Annotated in this window: 19 protein-coding genes; 2 read left to right on the top strand and 17 right to left on the bottom strand. The window is 66.4% G+C overall.

Translation table 11 applies throughout. The features are described 5' to 3' along the window. Positions 1–13: 13 nt before the first annotated feature. Positions 14–730, bottom strand: a complete 717-nt coding sequence (locus tag FB547_RS31675; RefSeq protein WP_145747571.1) for an ABC transporter ATP-binding protein — start codon at positions 728–730, stop codon at positions 14–16. A gap of 87 nt (positions 731–817) precedes the next feature. Beyond that, entirely contained in the window at positions 818–1,588 is a 771-nt protein-coding gene (locus FB547_RS31670) for an ABC transporter ATP-binding protein (RefSeq protein WP_145747570.1), read from the bottom strand. Between the two features lie 217 nt (positions 1,589–1,805). Between FB547_RS31670 and FB547_RS31665 the strand changes: the two genes are divergently transcribed. Beyond that, entirely contained in the window at positions 1,806–3,005 is a 1,200-nt protein-coding gene (locus FB547_RS31665; protein WP_145747591.1) for an AGE family epimerase/isomerase, read from the top strand. Between the two features lie 121 nt (positions 3,006–3,126). On the opposite strand, the gene FB547_RS31655 is transcribed toward FB547_RS31665, so the two are convergent. The 4 genes from FB547_RS31655 to FB547_RS31640 are packed head-to-tail and all read right to left on the bottom strand — an operon-like array spanning position 3,127 to position 8,110. Further along, complete coding sequence (locus tag FB547_RS31655) at positions 3,127–4,689, bottom strand: DHA2 family efflux MFS transporter permease subunit (protein WP_145747569.1); 1,563 nt, start codon at positions 4,687–4,689, stop codon at positions 3,127–3,129. Between the two features lie 30 nt (positions 4,690–4,719). After that, on the bottom strand, positions 4,720–6,063 hold the full coding sequence (locus tag FB547_RS31650) for an efflux RND transporter periplasmic adaptor subunit (RefSeq protein WP_145747568.1): 1,344 nt from the start codon (positions 6,061–6,063) through the stop codon (positions 4,720–4,722). 39 nt (positions 6,064–6,102) lie between these two features. Next, on the bottom strand, positions 6,103–7,581 hold the full coding sequence (locus FB547_RS31645) for an efflux transporter outer membrane subunit (RefSeq protein ID WP_145747567.1): 1,479 nt from the start codon (positions 7,579–7,581) through the stop codon (positions 6,103–6,105). Then, complete coding sequence (locus FB547_RS31640) at positions 7,574–8,110, bottom strand: MarR family winged helix-turn-helix transcriptional regulator (RefSeq protein WP_145747566.1); 537 nt, start codon at positions 8,108–8,110, stop codon at positions 7,574–7,576. Before FB547_RS31640 ends, FB547_RS31645 begins: the two co-directional genes overlap by 8 nt. 76 nt (positions 8,111–8,186) lie before the next feature. Between FB547_RS31640 and FB547_RS31635 the strand changes: the two genes are divergently transcribed. Next, complete coding sequence (locus FB547_RS31635) at positions 8,187–9,971, top strand: ABC transporter transmembrane domain-containing protein (protein WP_145747565.1); 1,785 nt, start codon at positions 8,187–8,189, stop codon at positions 9,969–9,971. Between the two features lie 15 nt (positions 9,972–9,986). Here the strand turns inward: FB547_RS31635 and FB547_RS31630 are convergent, their stop codons facing one another. From FB547_RS31630 to nuoG, 11 genes are read right to left on the bottom strand one after another with little or no spacing between them, the layout of a single operon-like run. After that, a complete protein-coding gene (locus FB547_RS31630) occupies positions 9,987–10,460 on the bottom strand; it encodes a DUF1178 family protein (protein ID WP_145747564.1) in 474 nt (157 codons plus the stop codon). A gap of 7 nt (positions 10,461–10,467) precedes the next feature. Beyond that, positions 10,468–11,073, bottom strand: coding sequence for an NUDIX domain-containing protein (locus tag FB547_RS31625; protein WP_370878960.1), 606 nt, complete (start codon positions 11,071–11,073; stop codon positions 10,468–10,470). Between the two features lie 5 nt (positions 11,074–11,078). Continuing rightward, positions 11,079–11,387, bottom strand: a complete 309-nt coding sequence (locus tag FB547_RS31620; protein WP_145747562.1) for a DUF2818 family protein — start codon at positions 11,385–11,387, stop codon at positions 11,079–11,081. Between the two features lie 16 nt (positions 11,388–11,403). Beyond that, the gene (gene nuoN / locus FB547_RS31615; RefSeq protein ID WP_145747561.1) at positions 11,404–12,891 is read right to left on the bottom strand and encodes an NADH-quinone oxidoreductase subunit NuoN; all 1,488 of its coding nucleotides are present in this window, start codon (positions 12,889–12,891) and stop codon (positions 11,404–11,406) included. A 24-nt stretch (positions 12,892–12,915) separates the two neighbouring features. Beyond that, positions 12,916–14,394, bottom strand: coding sequence for an NADH-quinone oxidoreductase subunit M (locus tag FB547_RS31610; RefSeq protein WP_145747560.1), 1,479 nt, complete (start codon positions 14,392–14,394; stop codon positions 12,916–12,918). Between the two features lie 24 nt (positions 14,395–14,418). After that, on the bottom strand, positions 14,419–16,449 hold the full coding sequence (nuoL, locus tag FB547_RS31605; RefSeq protein WP_145747559.1) for an NADH-quinone oxidoreductase subunit L: 2,031 nt from the start codon (positions 16,447–16,449) through the stop codon (positions 14,419–14,421). 7 nt (positions 16,450–16,456) lie between these two features. Next, positions 16,457–16,765, bottom strand: coding sequence for an NADH-quinone oxidoreductase subunit NuoK (gene nuoK / locus FB547_RS31600; protein ID WP_012748597.1), 309 nt, complete (start codon positions 16,763–16,765; stop codon positions 16,457–16,459). Then, positions 16,762–17,415, bottom strand: a complete 654-nt coding sequence (locus FB547_RS31595; protein ID WP_145747558.1) for an NADH-quinone oxidoreductase subunit J — start codon at positions 17,413–17,415, stop codon at positions 16,762–16,764. Before FB547_RS31595 ends, nuoK begins: the two co-directional genes overlap by 4 nt. A 38-nt stretch (positions 17,416–17,453) precedes the next feature. Next, on the bottom strand, positions 17,454–17,999 hold the full coding sequence (gene nuoI, locus FB547_RS31590) for an NADH-quinone oxidoreductase subunit NuoI (RefSeq protein ID WP_012748599.1): 546 nt from the start codon (positions 17,997–17,999) through the stop codon (positions 17,454–17,456). Positions 18,000–18,016: 17 nt separating this feature from the next. Beyond that, the gene (gene nuoH, locus FB547_RS31585) at positions 18,017–19,093 is read right to left on the bottom strand and encodes an NADH-quinone oxidoreductase subunit NuoH (RefSeq protein ID WP_012748600.1); all 1,077 of its coding nucleotides are present in this window, start codon (positions 19,091–19,093) and stop codon (positions 18,017–18,019) included. Further along, the gene (nuoG, locus tag FB547_RS31580; protein WP_145747557.1) at positions 19,090–21,252 is read right to left on the bottom strand and encodes an NADH-quinone oxidoreductase subunit NuoG; all 2,163 of its coding nucleotides are present in this window, start codon (positions 21,250–21,252) and stop codon (positions 19,090–19,092) included. Before nuoG ends, nuoH begins: the two co-directional genes overlap by 4 nt. Between the last annotated feature and the right edge of the window lie 18 nt (positions 21,253–21,270).

The following is a 21,270-nucleotide window of genomic DNA, read 5'->3' as shown; positions in this document are numbered from 1 at the left end:
GGCGCGGACGCGCCTACACGCCCAGCAGTTCGCTGAGCACGGGCATCTTGGCGTCGAGCTCCCTGGCGCCGAAGGCCTCGACCATGCGGCCGTGCTCCATCACGTAGAAGCGGTCGGCCAGCGGCGCGGCAAAGCGGAAGTTCTGCTCCACCATCACGATGGTGTAGCCCTTGGCGCGCAGCGTGTGGATCATCCGCGCGAGCGCCTGCACGATGACGGGCGCCAGGCCTTCGGAGATCTCGTCGAGCAGCAGCAGCTTGGCGCCGGTGCGCAGAATGCGCGCCACCGCCAGCATCTGCTGCTCGCCGCCCGAAAGCCGCGTGCCCGGGCTGTGGCGGCGCTCGGCCAGGTTGGGGAACATCTCGTAGATCTCGGCCACCGACATGCCCTGCCCCACGCCCTTCGAGCTCTTGAGCGGCGGCGGCAGCAGCAGGTTCTCCTCGGCCGAGAGGCTCGCGAAGATGCCGCGCTCCTCGGGGCAATAGCCGATGCCCAGGTGCGCGATGCGGTGCGTGGCCATGCCGATGGTCTGCACGCCGTTGACTTCGATGCTGCCCTTGCGCGAGCCGGTCAGGCCCATGATGGCGCGCAGCGTGCTGGTGCGCCCCGCGCCGTTGCGCCCGAGCAGCGTGACGACCTCGCCGGGCTGCACCACCATGTTCACGCCGTGCAGCACGTGCGATTCGCCGTACCAGGCGTGCAGATCCTTGATTTCCAGGGCCGCGGTCATCGGGTCTCCTGCCGGGCCGCCCCAAAGGAGGCCCGCGCCCCCTCGGGGGGCAGCGCATACACGAAGTGAGGAGCGTGGGGGTTCATCTCAATGGGCACCCTGCAGCTGGCCGTCGGTCGTGCCCATGTAGGCCTCCATCACCTGCGGATTTTTTGAGACTTCGGCATAGGGGCCTTCAGCCAGCACGGCACCGCGCTGAAGCACGGTGATGGTGTCGGCAATGGTCGAGACCACGCTCATGTTGTGCTCGACCATCAGGATGGTGCGGCCGGCCGACACGCGCTTGATGAGTTCGGCCACGCGGTGCACGTCTTCATGGCCCATGCCCTGCGTGGGTTCGTCGAGCAGCATCAGTTCGGGGTCCATGGCCAGCGTGGTGGCGATCTCGAGCGCGCGCTTGTGGCCGTAGGGCAGGTTCACCGTGAGTTCGTCGGCCTCGTGCGCCAGGCCGACTTCGTCGAGCAGTTCGCGGGCGCGCGTGTTGAGCGGCTCGAGCGTCTTCTCGCTCTTCCAGAAGTGGTACGAGGTGCCGAGCGCGCGCTGCAGTCCGAGGCGCACGTTCTCCAGCAGCGTGAGGTGCGGAAACACCGCCGAGATCTGGAACGAACGGATGATGCCGCGCCGCGCGATCTGCGCAGGACGCTCGCCCGTGATGTCGTGCCCGTTGAACAGGATCGTGCCGCTGGTGGGCTCGAGAAACTTGGTGAGCAGATTGAAGCAGGTGGTCTTGCCGGCGCCGTTCGGGCCGATCAGCGCATGGATCGAGCCGCGTACCACCGAGAGATCGACCTTGCTGACCGCAGTGAACCCCTTGAACTCCTTGGTGAGCTGGCGTGTTTCGAGGATGACGTCGCTCATCTCGCGAAGTCGCCCGAGTTCAGGAAAGATATGTCGGTCATGCGGTCCATCTCATTGCGCCACTGTCGAGCGCGGACCGATTGTTCGTGGCCGCCTCCCGCTTGCATACTGGGGCAAATGCCTATGCTGCAGTGCAACCTGCCGTCGGTGACCGTCTCCGGGAGCGCACGACTGTCGTCACAATGACAATGACTCATCGGTTCGAACCCTCATGCCCATGCCGAACTTCCGCTCGCCCGAATTCCTGACCGGCCACATCCAGCACACGCTGGCGTTCTACGAGCCGGTCAGCCGCGACCCATCAGGTGGCTTCTTCCACTTCTTCAAGGACGACGGCACCGTGTACGACCGGCGCACGCGCCACCTCGTCAGCAGCACGCGCTTCGTCTTCAACCATGCGACGGCGTATCGGCGCTACGGCGATCCGAAGCACCTCGACGCTGCGCGCCACGGCCTGGCTTTCGTGCAGCGCGCGCATGCGCAGCCGGGCGGCGGCTACGCATGGCAGATCGACTGGCACGACGGCCGCGCCGCCGTGCAGGACGGCACGCAGCATTGCTACGGCATGGCCTTCGTCCTGCTCGCGCATGCGCATGCGCTCATGGCCGGCATCGAAGAGGCGCGCCCGGGGCTCGAGGCCACCTGGCAGCTGATGGAACAGCATTTCTGGGAGCCGCAGCACGCGCTCTATGCCGACGAAGCCACCCCCGACTGGCACGTGGGCGCGTACCGCGGCCAGAACGCCAACATGCATGCCTGCGAGGCGATGCTTGCGGCCTTCGAGGCCACACGGGAGGCGCGCTACCTCGATCGCGCGCTCGCGCTCGCGGAGTCGGTCACGGGGCGGCAGGCCGCGCTGGCCGGCGGGCTGGTCTGGGAGCACTACCGCAAGGACTGGTCGGTCGACTGGGACTACAACCGCGGCGACAGGAGCAACATCTTCCGGCCCTGGGGCTTCCAGACCGGGCACCTGACCGAGTGGGCCAAGCTGCTGCTGCAGTTGGAGCGCGCGCTCGTTGCCGCGGGCCGCGAAGCGGATTGGGCCGTGCCGCGCGCCAGGCACTTCTTCGACACCGCGATGCAGCGCGGCTGGGACGCGGCGCATGGCGGCCTCGCCTATGGCTTCGGCCCCGATGGCGCGGTGTGCGACGGCGACAAGTACTTCTGGGTGCAGGCCGAGAGTTTTGCCGCCGCGGCCCTGCTGGCCGTGCGCACCGGCGATGCCGGCTACTGGAGCTGGTACGACCGCATCTGGGCCTACAGCTGGGCACATTTCGTCGACCACCGGCATGGCGCGTGGTACCGCATCCTCACGCCCGACAACCGCAAGATCAGCGACGAGAAGAGCCCGGCCGGCAAGACCGACTATCACACCATGGGCGCATGCCACGACGTATTGCGCGCACTCGGCGCTTGAATAGGGACACGTGCCCTTCGTGAAACACCGCGGAACCGGCTTTGCCGGGCCGCTGGTGTTGCCCCCGGTGAGGGGGAAGGAGAAGCGACACGAAGTGCGCGTAGCCTGGGGGAGAGCCCGGTCAATGCGCGCCGGCTGCGGCGTCGCCGCCGGCACCGCCGCGCTGCGGCCTGGCCAGCCACACCAGCGGAATCAGCAGCAGGAACAGGATCGCCGACGCATAGAAGATGTCGTTGGTGGCCAGCATGAACGACTGCTGGTCGACGATGCGGTTGATCTGGCCCATCACCTGCTCGGTGCTCAGGCCGCTGCCCGCCAGCCCCGACATTGCGCTGGCCGCGGCGTTGTTGCCCGGGTTCACCGACTCCGCAAGCTGCGCGTGGTGCAGGGCCGCGCGGTTCTCCCACAGCGTGGTGGCGATCGACGTGCCCATGGCGCCCGCGGTGATGCGCAGGAAGTTCGACAGCCCCGAGGCGGCCGGGATGCGATCGGGCGTGAGGCCCGAGAGCGTGATGGTCACCAGCGGAATGAAGAAGAACGCCATCGCGATGCCCTGGATGATCGTCGGGATGATGATCGTCACGAAGTCGGCCTGCGTGTTGAAGTTCGAGCGCATCCACAACACCAGTGCGAACACCAGGAACGAGAAGGTCGCGTAGCGGCGCGGGTCGATCTTGGACACCGTGAGGCCCACCACCGGCGAGAAGAAGATCGCCAGCAGCCCCACCGGCGCCATGATCATTCCCGCCTGCGTGGCGGTGTAGCCCATCCACTGCTGCAGCCACAGCGGCAGCAGCACCACGTTGCCGAAGAACAGGCCGTAGGCCACGGCCGTGGCCACGGCGCCCGACCAGAAGTTGCGGCGCTTGAACAGCGACAGGTCGACCACCGGGTGCTTGTCGGTCAGCTCCCAGACCAGGAAGAAGGCAAAGCCGACGATGGCCACCACGGCCATCGTGATGATCTCGGCCGAGTGGAACCAGTCGAGCTCCTTGCCCTTGTCGAGCATGAGCTGCAGCGAGCCCACCCACAGCACCAGCAGCGCCAGCCCGATGGCGTCGATCGGCACCTTGTGCGTGTTGCTCTCGCGCTTGTGGTACAGCGCCCAGGTGATGGCCGCGGCCACGATGCCCACCGGGATGTTGATGTAGAAGATCCACGGCCATGAGATGTTGTCGGTGATCCAGCCGCCCAAGAGCGGCCCCATCACCGGCGCGACCAGCGTGGTCATCGACCACATCGCCATCGCGAGGCCCGCCTTGGCGCGCGGATAGCTCGACAGCAGCAGCGTCTGCGACAGCGGGATCATCGGCCCCGCGACAAAGCCCTGCAGCGCGCGGAACAGGATCAGCGTGGTCATGTTCGGCGCCAGGCCGCACAGCAGCGAGCTGATCATGAACAGGATCACGCTGGCCATGAACAGGCGCACCTGGCCGAAGCGCTGCGTCATGAAGCCGGTGAGCGGCACCGCGATGGCGTTGGCCACCGCGAAGCTGGTGATGACCCAGGTGCCTTGCGTGGTGCTCACGCCGAGGTCGCCCGAGATGGCCGGCAGCGACACGTTCGCGATCGACGAATCGAGCACGTTCATGAAGGTGGCGGCCGACAGCGCGACGGTGCCCCAGATGCGGGCGGCGCCCTCGAGCGGCGGATGCGCGACGTAAGCGGGAGCAGCAGTGGCCATTGGCTTTGCCTCGGGTTCCGTGGACGGCGATCAGCCGGGATGGGATTGCGAAGCAGCCTGCGCCGCAGCGCCGGCGGCGGCCGCGGGCACGGCGGAGCGCCCCGCCGCCGCAGGTGCCGCAGAGGCGGCCGGCGCGCCGCGGCCGAGATTGGCGGCCACGATGCGGTCGACTTCGGCGTCGGCACCCTGGTCGAGCTTGCTGTAGACCTGCGTCTGCGAGATGGCGGTGGGGCGCGGCGCGTCGGCCAGCATCTTGCCGCTCTTCTGCGAGATGTCGATCTCGGCGTCCATCGAGAGGCCGATGCGCAGCGGATTGGCCTTGAGCTGCTCCGGATCGAGCGCAATGCGCACGGGCACGCGCTGCACCACCTTGATCCAGTTGCCGGTGGCATTCTGCGCGGGCAGCAGTGCAAAGGCGCTGCCGGTGCCCACGCCCAGGCCCGCGACCTTGCCGGTGTATTCCACCTTCTTGCCGTAGACGTCGGCCCTGAGCTTCACGGGCTGGTCGATGCGGATGTTGCGCAGCTGCACTTCCTTGAAGTTGGCGTCGACCCACAGCTGGTTCAGCGGCACGATCGACATCATCGGCGTGCCGGCGGCCACGCGCTGGCCGAGCTGCACGGTGCGCTTGGCCACATAGCCGTCGACCGGCGCCGGCAGCGCGACGCGCTGCGTGGCCAGGTAGGCCTCGCGCACCTTGGCGGCGGCGGCCAGCACGCTCGGGTGCTGGGCCACGCTGGTGCCCTCGGTCAGCGACTGGTTGCTGGCCAGCGCTTCGCGCGCGGCCACCACGCCGGCCTGCGCGGCGGCGAGCTGGCTCCTGGCGTTGTCGAGCGCCGTCTCGGCATGGTTGAGTTCTTCCTTCGAGACCGCGCCGTTGCCCGAGAGCGCGCGGCGGCGCTGCAGGTCGTCCTGCGCCTTGGCGATGTCGCTCTGCGCCTTGACGATGTCGGACTGGCGCAGCGTGACCTGCGCGGCCAGCGATCCGTTGTTGGCGTAGAGCGTGCGCACCTGGCGCACCGCCTGCGCGAGCGCGGCCTCGGCCTGCTCGAGCGCCACCTTCGCATCAGCGGGGTCCAGCTGCACCAGCGGCTGGCCGGCCTTCACGAAGTCGGTGTCATCGGCATTGATGGCCATGACGGTACCGCCGATCTGCGGCGTGATCTGGATCACGTTGCCCTGCACGTAGGCGTTGTCGGTGTCCTCGTAGTGGCTGGCCACCAGCCATTCGTAGAGGCCCCAGCCGCCGCCGGCAACGATCACCACGGCCGCCAGCGCGGTCAGGGCGCGGCGGCGCTTGCCGTTGCCGGCGGGTGCTTCGGGAGCTGCGGAAGCGTTGGCTGCAGCGGGCGTCGGAGTGTTGTTGTCGCTCATGATGGAGTTCTTTCCGAAGACGAAAAAAGTCGGTTCAGTTCAGTTCGATGCGGACGGCGCGGGCGCCGCGGCGGTGGCGGTTGCCGGCGGCTGCCAGCCGCCGCCGAGCGCGCGCGCCAGGCCCACCTGCGTGTCGAGCGCGCGCGCGGCCAGATCGACCGCCAGCCGGCGCTGCGCGAGCACGGCGGTTTCGGCGGTCAGCACGTTGAGGTAGTTGCCCAGGCCCGCGCGGTAGCGCTGCACGGCGATGTCGTAGGCGCCTTCGGCGGCTGTCTGCGCGGCGCGCTGCTCGGCCTGCTGGCGTGCGATCGACTGCGCGCTCGTGACCTGGTCGGACGCGTCGCGCACGGCATCGATGACTGCGGCGTTGTAGCTCTCGATGGCCACGTCGAGGTCGGCCGACTTGCCGCGCAGGTTGGCGCGCAGCTTGCCGCCTTCGAAGATCGGCAGGCTGATGGCAGGGCCCACGCCCCACTGCTCGCTGCCCGACTTGAGCAGCTTGCCGAAACCCAGGCTCTGGAAGCCCGCGAAGGCGGTGAGGTTCACGTTGGGATAGAAGAGCGTCCTGGCGTTCTTCACGTCGCTGGTGGCGGCTTCGACGCGCCAGCGCGCGGCGGCGATATCGGCGCGGCGACCCAGCAGGTCGGCCGGAATGTTGGCCTGCAGCGCCATCGGCTTGAGCTTCTCGAGCGCCGGCGGCTTGAGCGATTGCGATACGTTGGGCTGGCCCACGAGCGCGTCGAGCGCATGCTGTTGCAGCGCGATCTGCTCGTCGAGGGCTTCGATCTGCTGGCGCGCCTCGGGCAGGCCGCCTTCGCTCTGGCGCAGTTCGAGTCGGGTGTCCAGGCCAGCGGACACGCGGTCGCGCACGAGCTTGAGCGTTTCGTCGCGCTGGGCCAGCGTGCGCCGCGCCACGGCAAGCTGGTCGTTCAGGCGCGCCCACTGGAAATAGCTGCGCGCCACGTTGCTGGCCAGCAGCACGCGGGCGGCATCCGCATCGGCAGCCGCGGCATTGGCCGCGCCGATGGCGGTGTCGAGCGCGCTGCGGTTCTTGCCGAAGAAGTCGAGTTCCCAGCTGGCGCCGAGCTGCAGCAGGCCGATGTTCTGCGTGGAGCCGCCGAGCGGCGCCGGGTAGATGTAGTTGCTGTTGAACTTCTGGCGTTTCAGGTCGAGGTCGCCCTTGACCTGCGGCTGTAGCGCGGCGCCGGCGATGTCCGCCGAGGCCTGGGCGCGCGCAAGGCGGGCCTGTGCCACCTGCAGGTTCGGATTGCCGGCCACGGCCCGGTCGATCAGCGTGTTGAGCTGCGTGTCGCCGAAGGCCTGCCACCATTGGCCGTCGAGGCGGGAGGCCGGCACCGCGGCGCTGTCGGGCGCGATGCCCAGCGACGAGGCATCGCGCAGCCTGGCCTCGGAGCCGATGCCTGCCATGTCGGCACAGCCGGCCAATGCCACCACCAGCAGTGCGGCGGCCACGATGGGGGTGCGGCGCGCGGCGCGCACGGCGAAGGAATCAGTCATTTTTATCTCCACGGGCCGCAAGGGCCTGGGCGTTGTCGAAGATCCGGCGCAGGTAGCTCTTGAGTTGCTCCCACTCTTCCTTGGTGAAACCCGCCAAGTACTCGTTCTGTACCCGGCTCAGCACGTACGGCACCTCCTTGGCGGCCGCGCGGCCTTCGTCGGTGAGCTCGATGTTGACCACACGGCGGTCCTCCAGCGAGCGCACGCGGCGGCACAGGCCCTTGGCCTCGAGGCGGTCGAGCAGGCGCGTCATGGCGCCGGCATCGAGCTCGCAGGCGCGGGCCAGTTCGGCCACCGTGGTGGCCGCGCCGACATGCAGCTTGTAGAGCGGCAGCCATTGGGGAAAGGTCGGACCGCCGGGCTCGCACATGCGGGTTTCCACTGCCTGGGCCACCGCCCCCAGGATACGGCGCATCAAATACCCGATGCTTTCCTCGGTCTGGTAGGTTTCGGCGCGGTAGAAGTCGGCCGGCTGGCCCCCGGCGTTGCCGGAGGCCGGGGGGACTTGCGGGTTGTCTGCATCGCTCATGGCCGCAATATTACTTGCCCAGTCAATTATTGTCAAGGATGCCTTTGCGACGGCAAGGGTCGGTAGAATCGGGGCCATGGCTTCCTCCCCCCTGTCTTCACCGGCCAAGGGCTCGCCCCGATCGCTGTCGGGCCTGAGCCCTTTTCTCCGGCCCTACCGCGTCCAGATCGTCCTCGCGGGCATTTTTTTGGTGATGGCGGCCATCACCACGCTGGTGTTTCCTATCGCATTGCGCAGCCTGATTGATGGCGGCTTGATCAGCGCGGACAAGGGCGCCCAGACCATGGCGCTGCGCGAGCACTTCGGCGCCCTCTTCGCGGTGGCCGTGGCGCTCGGCCTTTTTTCGGCCGCGCGCTTCTACACGGTGAGCTGGCTCGGCGAACGCGTCACGGCCGATCTGCGCAACGCGGTCTACGGCCATGTGCTGCGCCAGAGCCCGGCCTTCTTCGAGACCACGCAGACCGGCGAAGTGCTGTCGCGCCTGACGGCCGACACCACGCTGGTGCAGACCGTGGTCGGCTCGTCGCTGAGCATGGGCCTGCGCAATGCCGTCATGGGCGTGGGCGCGCTGGCGGTGCTGGTGTGGACCAATCCCTACGTGATGGTCCAGGTGCTGGGCATCCTGGTGCTGGTGGTGCTGCCGAGCATGTGGTTCGGCCGACGCGTGCGCAAGCTCTCGCGCGCGAGCCAGGACCGGGTGGCCGATTCGAGCGCCATCGCGGCCGAGGTGCTCAATGCGATTCCGGTGGTGCAAAGCTACACGGCCGAATCGCGCGAGGCCGGCCGCTTCAAGGCCTCGACCGAAAACGCCTTCAAGACCGCGGTGCGCCGCACCAAGGCGCGCTCGGTGCTGGTGGCCTTCATCATCATCGCCACCTCGGCGGCGCTGCTCTGGGGCCTCTACCAGGGCACGCAGGCGGTGCTGCGCGGCGACATCACGGCCGGCCACCTGGGCCAGACCGTGGTGTACGTGGCCATTCTTGCCAGCGCGACCGCAGTGCTCGGCGAGGTCTATGGCGACCTGCTGCGCGCAGCCGGCGCGACCGAGCGCCTGATGGAACTGCTGCATGCCCCGGCGGCTATCGTTTCACCGCCCGATCCGGTGGCTGCGCCCGTCCCGGCGGCGGGCAGCGCGGTCAAGCTCGAGGCGGTGACTTTCCACTACCCCTCGCGGCCCGGCACGCCGGCGCTCAAGGACTTCAGCCTCGACATCGCGCCCGGCGAAACGGTCGCCCTGGTGGGATCGAGCGGTGCCGGCAAGAGCACGGTGTTCCAGCTGCTGCTGCGCTACTACGATCCGCAGTCCGGCCGCCTGCTGCTCGACGGCGCCCCGCTGGCCTCGCTCGCGCTGCCCGAGCTTCGCACCCGCATCGGCCTGGTGCCGCAGGACGCCGTGATCTTCTCGGCCAGCGCCTTCGAGAACATCCGCTACGGCCGCCCCGACGCCACGGCCGACGAGGTGCATGCCGCCGCGCGCGCGGCCTTTGCGCACGATTTCCTGCAGGCGCTGCCCGAGGGCTATGACACCTTCCTGGGCGAGCGCGGGGTGCGCCTGTCGGGCGGACAGCGCCAGCGCATTGCAATTGCGCGCGCCATTCTCAAGAACCCGCCGCTGCTGCTGCTCGACGAAGCCACCAGCGCACTCGATGCCGAGAGCGAACGCATGGTGCAGGCGGCGCTCGAATCGGCCATGGAAGGCCGTACGACGCTCGTGATTGCGCACCGCCTGGCCACCGTGCAGAAGGCCGACCGCATCATCGTGCTGGACCATGGCGGCATTGTCGAACAGGGAACACACGCCACGCTGGTGGCGCAAGGCGGGGTCTATGCCCGCCTGGCCGCCCTGCAGTTCACGGCTTGATGGGCCGGCTGCAGGCTACTGCAGCGTTTCCTTGAGCGCCGCAGGGATGGGCAGGGCCATCACCGGAATGCCCTCTTCGAGCAGCGCTTCGGTCTGCTCGCGGGTCGCCTGGCCGCGGATCCCGCGTTCTTCGGCTTCGCCGTAGTGCATCCTGCGCGCCTCGTCGGCAAAACGGTCGCCCACGTCCTCGGTCTTTGCGAGAACCTCGCGCACGGCGCGCATCCAGCGGGCCTCGGGAGATTGTTCGGCCGGTGCCTGGGCCTTGGCGGGTGCCGAAGATGCCGATGCCGACGCAGCAGCGGCCTCTGCCGGCGCCTTCGCGTTGCCCAGGTTCAGGCGCGGCGCGCTCAGCAGCTTGACGATGCGCGTGTCGGCACACACCGGGCATTCCACCAGTCCGGCGGCCAGCTGGGTTTCGAAAGCTTCATTGGACGCAAACCAGCCTTCGAAGCCGTGGCCATGCGAGCAGCGCAGATCGAGAACCTTCATGCGCGGATTATCCCGCGCCGCCTTGCGAAGCGGTGGCTCGCCAATCGAGTGACCATGCGCCCGAAAGAACGTTCTGCAGCCACAGCATGCAGGTCAGCGACTTGGCATCGGTGAGCGTGCCGTCGCGGCACCAGAGTGCAACTTCGGCCGGCGTGGCCGTGAACACGTCCAGGAACTCGCCGTGGTCGAGCTGCCGCTTGCCGAGCGACAGGCCGCGCGCAAAGTAGATGTGGATGATCTCGGTGGAATAGGCCACGGCGAGGTGCATGGCGCCGGCGTAGGCCCATTCGCTCGCGGTGTAGCCGGTTTCCTCGAGCAGTTCGCGCTGGCCGCACACCAGCGGATCTTCGCCCGCATCGAGCTTGCCGGCCGGAAACTCGACCATCACATGCCCCACCGGATAACGGTACTGCCGCTCCAGCACCACGCGGCCGTCGTCGAGCAGTGGAATCACCACCACCGCGCCCGGATGGATCACGTACTCGCGCGTGGCGCTGTGGCCGTCGGGCAGGCGCACGGTGTCGCGGCAGACCTGGAGGAAGTTGCCTTTGACCAGCAGCTCGCTGGCCGTGCGTTCTTCCTTCAGGTGCGAATCGGCGATGGGAGAAGTCATGTCGGTCATCCGTGCCTGTGCTTCATGAGGTAGCGCCAGGTGAACCCTGGAAAGGCCAGCACGATGAAAAGCGCGCCGGTCACCGCATAGAACTCCCAGCCCTGCGGGGCGATCTGCCCTGCCCGGCTTTCGAACAGCAAGCCCACGCCGCCCGCGGCGAAATACAGCACCACCAGTTCGGCGAGCCGCACTGCCAGCGGCTTGGGCCGCGTGGCCAGGGGCACGACGCCGAACAGCCGGTCGTTGCAGAACGGCAGGTTGGCCGCCACCAGCGCCACCAGGAGAACGACCCAGACCGATGCGGTTTGCGACACCGTGGGCAGGCCGGGATCAGTTCGCCAGCGTGGCCACGATGGCCTTGGCGCACAGCGTCATGAGGCCGCCGGGCACGATGCCCAGCACGAGGATCAGCAGGCCGTTGATCGACAGCACTGTGCGCACGTCGCGCGGCGCCGACACGGTGCTGGCCGTGACCGGCGCGTCGAAGTACATGACCTTGACCACGCGCAGGTAGTAGAAGGCGCCAATCAGCGACATGACCACCGCGAACACCGCCAGGCCGATGTAGAGCGCCTGGCCCGAGGCGATCAGCGCCTGCAGCACCGCCAGCTTGGCGTAGAACCCGACCAGCGGCGGCAGGCCCGCGAGCGAGAACATCGCGATCGCCATCACGCCGGCGTACAGCGGGCTGCGCTGGTTCAGGCCGGCCAGGTCGGTGATTTCTTCGCTTTCGAACCCCTCGCGCGCCAGCAGCAGGATGATGCCGAAGCTCGCCAGCGTGGTCAGCACGTAGGTCACGATGTAGAACATCGAGGCGCTGTAGGCGAACTGTGCGTTGTAGGTGTTGCCGTTGACCACGCCCGCCACCAGGCCGAGCAGCATGAAACCCATCTGCGCAATGGTCGAGTAGGCCAGCATGCGCTTGAGGTTGGTCTGCGCGATGGCGGCCAAATTGCCCACCAGCAGCGAGGCGATGGCCAAGAGTGCCAGCATCTGCTGCCAGTCGATGGCCAGCGGCAGCAGCCCTTCCACCAGCAGGCGGATGATGATGGCGAAGGCGGCCAGCTCGGGCGCCGCGCCGATCAGCAGCGTGACCGCCGTCGGTGCGCCCTGGTACACGTCGGGCACCCACATGTGGAAAGGCGCCGCCCCCACCTTGAAGGCCAGGCCCGCCACGATGAACACGAGGCCGAACACCAGCACCTGGTGGTTCACCTTGCCGCTGGCGATGATCTTGAACACTTCGTTGGTGTCGAGCGAGCCGGTCGCGCCGTAGAGCATCGACAGGCCATAGAGCAGGAAGCCGCTGGCCATGGCGCCGAGCACGAAGTACTTCATGGCTGCTTCGCTGGCCACCGCGTTGTCGCGGCGCAGCGCCACCAGCGCATAGCTGGACAGCGTGAGCAGTTCGAGCCCGAGGTAGATCAGGAGGAAGTTGCTGCCCGAGATCATCACGAACATGCCCAGCAGCGCGAACATGCTGATGGTGAACATCTCGCCGCCGCGCAGCATGTCGCGGTCGGCCGCGTAGGGCCGGCCGTAGACCAGCGTGACCATCAGGGCCACCGTGGCAAAGCACTTGAGCCAGTTGCCCATGGGATCGCTCACGACCATGCCGCCGAAGCCGTAGACCGTCTTGCCCTCGTTGCCGGCCAGGCCGGTCAGCACGGCCACCACGGCCAGCGTGAGCAGCGTCAGGATGTAGGTGCGCGTGCGCTGCGCACTGGTGCTCGACAGGTCGACCAGCGCAATGATGCAGGCCATGACCAGCAGCACGATTTCGGGGTAGATCGCGACCCAGCTGAGTTTGTCAATCATCTCGTTCTCTTCTTCAGCGTGGCATCAGGAGGGCAGCTTCGAAATCGCCACGTGGCGAAGAAGCTCGGTCACGGAAGCGTCCATCACGTCGGTGAACGGCTTCGGATGGATGCCCATCCACAGCACGGCAATGGCCAGCAGCGACAGCATCAGGAATTCGCGGGCATTGATGTCGGTGAGTTCCTTGACGTGGTCGTTGCCGACCGGGCCGAGGTACACGCGCTTGTACATCCAGAGGGTGTAGGCCGCGCCGAAGATCAGCGCCGTGGCGGCTCCGAAGCCGAGCCAGAAGTTGGACTTGACTGCACCCAGGATGACCATCCATTCGCCCACGAAACCGGCGGTGCCCGGCAGGCCGCAATTGGCCATGGCGAACAGCAGCGCGAATGCGGCGAACTTGGGCATGGTGTTGACCACGCCGCCGTAGTCGGCGATCTGGCGCGAATGCACGCGGTCGTAGAGCACGCCGATGCCAAGGAACATGGCGCCCGACACGAAGCCGTGGGCAATCATCTGCACGATGCCGCCGGACACGCCCAACTCGTTGAAGATGAAGAAGCCGAGCGTCACGAAGCCCATGTGGGCAACCGACGAGTAGGCCACGAGCTTCTTCATGTCTTCCTGCACCAGCGCCACCAGGCCGACGTAGATCACCGCGATCAGCGACAGCGCGATCATGAGCCAGGCCCATTCGTGCGAGGCGTCGGGCGCGATCGGCAACGAGAAGCGCAGGAAGCCGTAGGCGCCGAGCTTCAGCATGATGGCGGCCAGCACGGCCGAGCCGCCGGTGGGGGCCTCGACGTGCACGTCCGGCAGCCAGGTATGGACCGGCCACATCGGCACCTTGACGGCAAAGGCGGCAAAGAATGCGAAGAACAGGAAGGTCTGCGCTGTCGAGCCCAGCGGCAGCTTGTGCCAGCTCAGGATGTCGAAGCTGCCGCCCGACTTGTTGTACAGGTAGATCAGCGCCACCAGCGTCAGCAGCGAGCCGAGCAGGGTGTAGATGAAGAACTTGAAGGCCGCGTAGATCTTGTTCGGGCCGCCCCAGATGCCGATGATGAGGTACATCGGGATCAGCGTGGCTTCGAAGAACACGTAGAACAGGATGCCGTCGAGCGCGGCGAACACGCCGATCATGAAGCCCGAGAGAATCAGGAACGCGGCCATGTACTGGTTGACGCGCTCGGTGATCACTTCCCAGGCCGAGATCACGACCACCACGGTGGTGAACGAAGTCAACAGCACCAGCCAGATCGACAGGCCGTCGATGCCGAGGTGATAGTTGACATTGAAGCGCGCGATCCAGCCGGCCTTCTCGACGAACTGCATCGCGGCGGTGCCGTTCTGGAAGCCCGTGTAGAGCGGTACGGTCACCAGGAAGCTCACGATCGCGCCGACCAGCGCGACCCAGCGCACGCCCCTGGCATGCTCGTCACGGCCGAACGCCAGCAACGCGACACCGAATGCGATCGGCACCCAGATGGCAAGGCTCAACAAACCCATTTTTGTTTTTCTCCAGCGCTTGACTCAGCGCTTGAACCAGACGAAGTACGTCATCAGGATGAAGATGCCGAGCAGCATCGCGAAGGCGTAGTGATAGATGTAGCCCGACTGCAGCCAGCGTACCGCGCCCGAGATGCGGCCCACGACCTTCCATGAGCCATTGACCACCGCGCCGTCGATCAGCGCCTGGTCGCCGCCCTTCCACAGCCCGGTGCCGAGCCCACGCGTGGCGCGGGCGACGACGTTCTCGTTGAACCAGTCCATGTAGTACTTGTTCTCGAGCAGGCGGTAGATCGGGCCGAAGGCGCGCTTGATCGCGGCCGGCAGCGCCGGATTGATCATGTACATGTACCAGGACAGGACCACGCCAGCCAGTGCCAGCCAGAACGGCGCCGCCTGCAGACCGTGGATGGCCATGGCCACCGGGCCGTGGAAGGCCTCTTCCAGTTCCTTCATGGCGTGGTGCCGTGTGCCGTCCACGATGATCGCGTTCTTGAAGAACTCGCCGAACAGCATCGGCTCGATCGTCATGAAGCCGATCACCACCGACGGGATCGCGAGCAGCACCAGCGGCAGCCACACCACCCAGGGCGATTCGTGCGGCTTGTCGCCGTGGCCGTGATCGTCGTCGTGCTCCGCATGTTCGTCATGGTGGTGCGCGTCGGGATTCTGGTCGTAGCGCTCCTTGCCGTGGAACACCAGGAAATACATACGGAACGAATAGAACGCCGTCACGAACACGCCGGCCAGCACCGCGTAGTAGGCGAACTGTGCGCCCCACAGGTGGCTTTCGTGCACCGCTTCGATGATGCTGTCCTTCGAGTAGAAGCCGGCGAAGAACGGCGTGCCGATCAGCGCGAGCGAACCCAGGAGCGAGGTGATCCAGGTGATCGGCATGTACTTGCGCACGCCGCCCATCCATCGGATGTCCTGGTTGTGGTGCATGCCGATGATCACCGAGCCCGCGCCGAGGAACAGCAGCGCCTTGAAGAAGGCATGCGTCATCAGATGGAACACCGCGACCGAGTAGGCCGAGGCACCGAGCGCCACGGTCATGTAGCCCAGCTGCGAGAGCGTCGAATACGCCACCACGCGCTTGATGTCGTTCTGGATGATGCCGAGGAACCCCATGAACAGCGCCGTGATGGCACCGATCACCAGGATGAACGAGAGCGCCGTGTCGCTGAGTTCGAACAGCGGCGACATGCGCGCCACCATGAAGATGCCGGCCGTGACCATGGTCGCGGCGTGAATCAGCGCGGAGATGGGCGTCGGGCCTTCCATCGAGTCGGGCAGCCACACATGCAGCGGGAACTGCGCGCTCTTGCCCATGGCGCCGATGAACAGGCAGATGCAGATCACGGTCACCAGCATCCACTCGGTGCCGGGGAAGGTGATGCCGGCCAGCGTGTTGGCCTTGGCGAAGGCCTCGCCGTAGTTCAGCGTGCCGGCATAGGCGGCGATCAGGCCGATGCCCAGGATGAAGCCGAAGTCGCCCACGCGGTTGACCAGGAAGGCCTTCATGTTCGCGAAGATCGCCGTAGGCCGGTTGAACCAGAAGCCGATCAGCAGGTACGACACCAGGCCCACCGCTTCCCAGCCGAAGAACAGCTGGAGCATGTTGTTGCTCATGACGAGCATCAGCATCGAGAAGGTGAAGAGCGAGATGTAGGCGAAGAAGCGGTTGTAGCCCTCGTCTTCTTCCATGTAGCCGATGGTGTAGATGTGCACCATCAGCGAGACGAAGCTCACCACGCACATCATCATGGCCGTGAGGCCGTCGACCAGGAAGCCGATTTCCATCTTCAGGCCGCCCACCACCATCCATTCGTAGATGGTGGCGTTGAAGCGCGCGCCATCGGCCACCACGCTCTTGAGCGTCATGGCCGAGATGATGAAGGCGACGAGCACGCCGAGGATGGTCAGCGAATGCGTGACCTTGCGGCCGATGTGATTGCCGCCGAACTTGGTGCCGAACAGGCCGGCGACGACGGCGCCGACCAGGGGTGCCAGCGGCACGGCCAGCAGGGCGGATGCGGAAAGGGTTGCGCTCATACTGATTTCAACCCTTGAGCGAGTTGAGTTCGTCCACGTTGATGTTCGACTTGTTGCGGAACAGCAGGACCAGCAGCGCAAGGCCGATGGCCGACTCGGCCGCGGCCACCGTCAGGATGAAGAACACGAAGATCTGGCCGTGCATGTCGCCCAGGTAGTACGAGAACGCCACGAAGTTCATGTTTACCGCGAGCAGCATCAGCTCGATGGCCATCAGCAGCACGATGAGGTTCTTGCGGTTCAGGAAGATGCCGATCACCGACAGCGCGAAGAGCATGGCGCCGAGCGATAGAAAGTGTCCGAGCGTGAGCGTCATGCCTTGTTTTCCTTTGCCGCTGCTGCGTCTGCTTCCGCCACGGGCTCGGCGGCGCGCGTGACCGGCATCTGCACGATGCGCACGCGGTCCCGCGCCTTCACGCGCACCTGGTCGGAGGGGTTGACGTACTTGCTGTCCTTGCGGGTGCGCAGCGTCAGCGCGATGGCGGCCACGATGGCCACGAGCAGGATGACGGCCGCGATCTCCAGCGGATACAGGTACTCGGAGTACAGCAGCTTGCCGAGCTCGAGCGTGTTCGAGTTGCTGGCCGCCATGGCGGCTCCGGCGCGCGGCGGCTCCGCCAAGCGGAAGCCGCCCATCAGCACGGCGGCCATTTCGAGCGCAATGAGCGCGCCCACGCCGGCTGCCAGCGGAAAGTGCTTCCAGAAACCCTGCCGCAGGCCGTCGACGTTGATGTCCAGCATCATCACGACGAACAGGAACAGCACCATCACTGCCCCCACGTAGACGAGCACCAGCGAGATTGCCAGGAACTCGGCGCGCAGCAGCAGCCAGATCGCCGAAGCCTGGAAGAAGGCCAGCACCAGGTACAGCGCGGCGTACACGGGATTGCGGGCGGTGATGACCCGGAAGGCTGCGAACAGCAGCACCGCGGCAAAGAGATAGAACAGACCGGTCTTGACGTCCATTGGAATTCGAATTGGTACGGGGTTCGGACTGATCGGGATCAGCGGTACTTGGCGTCGGCCGCCTTGTTCGCTGCGATTTCTTTTTCGTAGCGGTCGCCCACGGCCAGCAGCATGTCCTTGGTGAAGTACAGGTCGCCGCGCTTTTCGCCGTGGTATTCGAAGATGTGGGTCTCGACGATCGAATCGACCGGGCAGCTCTCTTCGCAGAAGCCGCAGAAGATGCACTTGGTCAGGTCGATGTCGTAGCGCGTGGTGCGGCGCGAACCGTCGTCGCGCACATCGGATTCGATGGTGATGGCCAGCGCCGGGCACACGGCTTCGCAGAGCTTGCAGGCGATGCAGCGCTCTTCGCCGTTCTCATAGCGGCGCAGCGCGTGCAGGCCGCGAAAGCGCGGCGACAGCGGCGTTTTTTCTTCGGGAAACTGCACCGTGATCTTGCGGGCGAAGGCGTACTTGCCAGTGATGGCCAGGCCCTTGAACAGTTCGAACAGCATGAAGCTGCCCAGGAAGTCCTTGAGCGAAAACGGGGCGGACGCGAGCTTGGAAGGGCGCGCGAGCGCGCCGGCGGTATGCGCAGCAGTCATGATGTTGGCGCTTCCAGTTATTTCCAGATGTTGAACGGGGTCTGCATCCAGGCACCGACCACGACCAGCCACACGAGCGTGACCGGGATGAAGATCTTCCAGCCGAGCCGCATGATCTGGTCATAGCGGAAGCGCGGGAAGGTGGATCGGACCCACAGGAACATGGTGACCACGCAGAAGGTCTTGGCACCGAGCCAGATCCAGCCCGGGATGAAGCTCAGGAACTCGAACGGCGGCAGCCATCCGCCGAGGAACAGCACGGTGCACAGGATCGAGACCAGCCACATGTTGGCGTACTCGGCCAGGAAGAACATCGCGAAGCTCATGCCCGAGTACTCGATCATGTGGCCCGCAACGATCTCGGACTCGCCTTCGACCACGTCGAAGGGGTGGCGGTTGGTTTCCGCCAGGCCCGAGATGAAGTAGACGACGAAGATCGGCAGCAGCGACAGCCAGTTCCACGACAGGAAGCCGATGCCCATGTCGGCGAAGGTGCCCTTGCCCTGCCCCGTCACGATGTCGGTCATGTTCAGGCTGGCCGAGACCATCAGCACCACGACGAAGCAGAAGCCCATCGCAATCTCGTAGCTCACCATCTGTGCCGAGGCGCGCAGCGCGCCCAGGAAGGCGTACTTCGAGTTCGATGCCCAGCCCGCGATGATCACGCCGTAGACCTCGAGCGAGGTGATGGCCATCACGAACAGCAGGCCGGCGTTGATGTTGGCCAGCGCCACGTCCGGACCGAAGGGAATCACAGCCCATGCGACGAGCGCCGGCATGATGGTCATGATCGGGCCGAGCAGGAACAGGCCCTTGTTGGCGACCGTCGGAAGAATGATTTCCTTGGTCATCAGCTTGAGCGCGTCGGCGATGGGCTGCAGCAGGCCCAGCGGCCCGATGCGGTTCGGGCCGATGCGGATCTGCGTGAAGCCGATCGCCTTGCGCTCCCACAGCGTGAGGTAGGCCACGGCCCCCATCAGCGGAAGCACGACCACGATGATCTTGATCAGCGTCCAGATCACCGGCCAGGCCAGGCCCGTCCACCAGCCCGCGTGGACCAGTCCCTGGCCGAAAGCATGCACTGCGTCGATCATGCCAATGCCTCCTCGGCACGGGCCGGAGCAGCCGATGCGTTGCGCGCATCGGCGGTGAGTTGCAGCGACGGTGCGCGGCGCACGATCGAGTCGAGTTGATAGATGCTCGCGACCACGGGAGCGGGAGCGGCGCCGCTGGAAGCGACGGCCTTGGCCGCGGTGGCGTTGTTCAGCGCGCTGGCCGGCACGGCGCCGTTGTCGCCGATGGTGCGCAGCACGTCAGCCGTCGATTCGAATGCGAAGCCCGGCAGGCCGAGCAGGTTGGCCAGCACGCGCAGCACCTTCCAGGCCGGACGCGTTTCGCCTTGCGGCTTCACGACGGCATGGAAACCCTGCACGCGGCCTTCGGCATTGACGAAGGTGCCCGGTGTTTCGGTGAACGGCGCGATCGGCAGCAGCACGTCGCTGAACTCGAGGTTGGCCTTGAAGGGGCTCAGCGTGACGACCATCTGTGCATTGCCGATGACGTCGGCGGCTGCGGCGCCCGCAGCCGAGTCGAACACCGGTTCGTTGTTGAGCAGCAGCACGGCCTTGAGGCCCGAGCCCGCGGCCAGCATGCGGCCGGCATCGAGGCCGCCGTTCTTCGGGAACGCGCCGACGAGCTGCGCGCCCACGGTGTTGGCGGCTTCGGTCAGGTAGCCGACGGTGGCGCCGGTCTGCGCGCCGATCCAGTTGGCGAGGGCCAGCAGGCTGCTCGCTTGCGCATGGTGGGCGGCGGCGTTGCCGAGCAGGATGGCCTTGCGCTCGCCGCTCAGCAGCGAGGCGGCAATGGCTTGCGCGGCGGCGTCGGGTTCGTTCTTCGGCGCCAGCGGTGCAGCCGCACCGTTGGTCTTGCCGATGGCAGCGGCCACGGCGGCCAGCGCCTCGACCCATTGGTCGGCTTCGGCGATGGTCGATTGCGCTACGCTGATGGCCCAGGCGTCGCGGTCGGCCATCAGGCCGGCCGAGGTGATCACCGACAGCGCGGCGCCCTTGCGCACGGCCTGGCGGATGCGCTGCGCGAACAGCGGATGGTCCTTGCGCAGGTTCGAACCGACGACCAGCACGCGCTGCAATTGCGTGAGCGATGCGATCGAGGTGCCGAGCCAGCGCACGCCTTCGAAGGCCGTGAATTCGGCATTGCGCAGGCGGTAGTCGATGTTGTCGCTGCCGAGCTCACGCGTGAGCATGGCGGCCAGCTGCAGCTCTTCGAGCGTGCTGTGCGGGCTCACCAGCGTGCCGATGCTTTGCGCACCGTGGTCGGCCTTGATCTGCTTGAGGCCGTTGGCCACGTATTCGAGCGCGGTCTGCCAGTCGACCTGGTGCCACTGGCCGCCCTGCTTGAGCATGGGCTGCGTGAGGCGTTCCGGGCCGTTGAGCGCTTCGTACGAGAAGCGGTCGCGGTCGGCGATCCAGCACTCGTTGACTTCTTCGTTCTCGAGCGGCACCACGCGCATCACGCGGTTGCTCTTGACCTGGACGATCAGGTTGGCGCCGGTGGAGTCGTGCGGGCTCACCGACTTGCGGCGCGACAGCTCCCAGGTACGGGCGCTGTAGCGGAACGGCTTGCTCGTGAGCGCGCCGACCGGGCAGATGTCGATCATGTTGCCCGACAGCTCGGAGTCGACCGAATCGCCGAGGAAGGTTTCGATTTCGGAGTGCTCGCCGCGCTGGGTCATGCCGAGCTCCATCACGCCGGCCACTTCCTGGCCGAAGCGGACGCAGCGCGTGCAATGGATGCAGCGGCTCATTTCTTCCATGCTGATCAGCGGACCGACGTCCTTGTGGAAGACGACGCGCTTTTCTTCTTCGTAGCGCGAAGAAGAACCGCCGTAGCCCACGGCCAGGTCCTGCAGCTGGCACTCGCCGCCCTGGTCGCAGATCGGGCAATCGAGCGGGTGGTTGATCAGGAGGAACTCCATGACCGACTGCTGCGCCTTGATGGCCTTTTCGCTCTTGGTGCGAACGATCATGCCCTGCGTGACGGGCGTGGCGCAGGCCGGCATCGGCTTGGGCGCCTTTTCCACGTCGACCAGGCACATGCGGCAGTTGGCCGCGATGCTGAGCTTCTTGTGATAGCAGAAGTGCGGGATGTAGGTGCCCGCCTTGTCGGCCGCATGCATCACCATGCTGCCTTCGGTCACTTCGACCTTCTTGCCGTCGAGTTCGATTTCGATCATGAGTATGTTTCTTCTCGC

Source organism: Variovorax beijingensis, assembly GCF_007828835.1.
GTDB lineage: Bacteria > Pseudomonadota > Gammaproteobacteria > Burkholderiales > Burkholderiaceae_C > Variovorax > Variovorax beijingensis_A.
This window is presented reverse-complemented; position numbering and strand designations above follow the sequence as displayed.